This is a genomic window from Dietzia sp. E1, from assembly GCF_014145015.1.
Classification (GTDB): domain Bacteria; phylum Actinomycetota; class Actinomycetes; order Mycobacteriales; family Mycobacteriaceae; genus Dietzia; species Dietzia cinnamea_A.
On sequence record NZ_JAALDU010000529.1, the window covers coordinates 1 to 1,340 of the forward strand.

The 1,340-nt window shown below is 73.2% G+C and carries 1 protein-coding gene; it reads right to left on the minus strand.

The window, feature by feature from the left end:
• The coding region (locus G6030_RS15100) for a bifunctional [glutamine synthetase] adenylyltransferase/[glutamine synthetase]-adenylyl-L-tyrosine phosphorylase (RefSeq protein ID WP_182643675.1) at nt 1-1,340 on the minus strand (1,340 nt) is incomplete at both ends.

Consider the following 1,340-nt stretch of genomic DNA (forward strand, 5'->3'; position numbering starts at 1 on the left):
TTCTCCTCGCACAGCCGGCGGTAGGCCAGCAGTCCCGCGTCCGGGTCCGGCGTGTCGGCCAGCCACTCCATGAAGGTCGGCAGCAGCAGCGCCTGGATCCGGCCCCGGCGGCTGCTCTGCCCCGCGAGCGCCCGCAGGTGCCCGAGCGCGTTGCGCGGGGCGGCGAACCCGAGCGCGGCCAGCTGTCGCTCCATCGCCTGAGGGCTGAGCGAGAGCGCCTCGGCGTCGTAGGACGCGATCGAGTCGAGCAGCGGACGGTAGAACAGCTTCGAGTGCAGGCGGCGCACCCGGCGGCGCAGCTGACGCAGGCTCTGCCGCAGCACCTGGGAGGCGTCGTTCGGCCCGTTCGGCCGGATGTGCGCCGCGCGGGCCAGCCAGCGGTACGCCTCCTCGTCGTCTTCCTCGGGGAGCAGGTGGGTGCGCTTGTAGCGCTGGAGCTGGAGGCGGTGCTCGAGCAGGCGCAGGAACTCGTACGCGGCGACCAGCTCGGCGCCGTCCTCGCGTGCGATGTAGCCGCCGTCCCGCAGCGCGGCCAGCGCGTCGACCGTGCTGGTCACGCGCAGGTCCTCGTCCGTGCGGCCGTGGACCATCTGCAGCAACTGGACCGCGAACTCCACGTCGCGCAGCCCCCCGCGGCCGAGCTTGAGCTCGCGCTCCCGCAGCGCCTCGGGCACGTTCGCCTCGACCCTCCGGCGCATCGCCTGGACGTCGTGGACGAAGTCGTCGCGCTCGGCTGCGGTCCACACCATGGGGTGGACGATGTCGTGGTATTCGGCGGCCAGGGCCATGTCGCCGGTCATGGGGCGGGCCTTGAGGAGCGCCTGGAACTCCCACGTCTTGGCCCAACGCCTGTAGTAGGCCGCGTGCGAGTCGACCGTGCGCACCAGCTCGCCGGATTTGCCCTCGGGACGCAGGGCGGCGTCGACCTCGAAGAAGGCCATCGATCCGATGCGCATCATCTCCCCCGCGACGCGGCCGGTCTTGGCGTCGGCCGGCTCCGCCACGAAGATCACGTCGACGTCGGAGATGTAGTTGAGCTCGCGCGCGCCGCCCTTGCCCATCGCGACCACGCCCAGCCGCGACGGCATCGGCCCGTCCGGGTAGACGGTGGCCACGGCCACGGCGAGTGCCGCGGTCAGGGCCGCGTCGGCGAGGTCGGACAGGCGCCGCCCCACCTCGGCGAACGGTAGTCGCGGCTCCTCGTCCTCCACCGCCGCCGCCACGTCGTGGGCGGCCAGCAGCGCCACCTGGTCACGGTAAGCCTCCCGCAGCACCTTCACGGCCGCGCCGCCGGTGACCCCGGCGCGGTAGGTGCCCACCGCGCACAGGTCGTCGCGCTG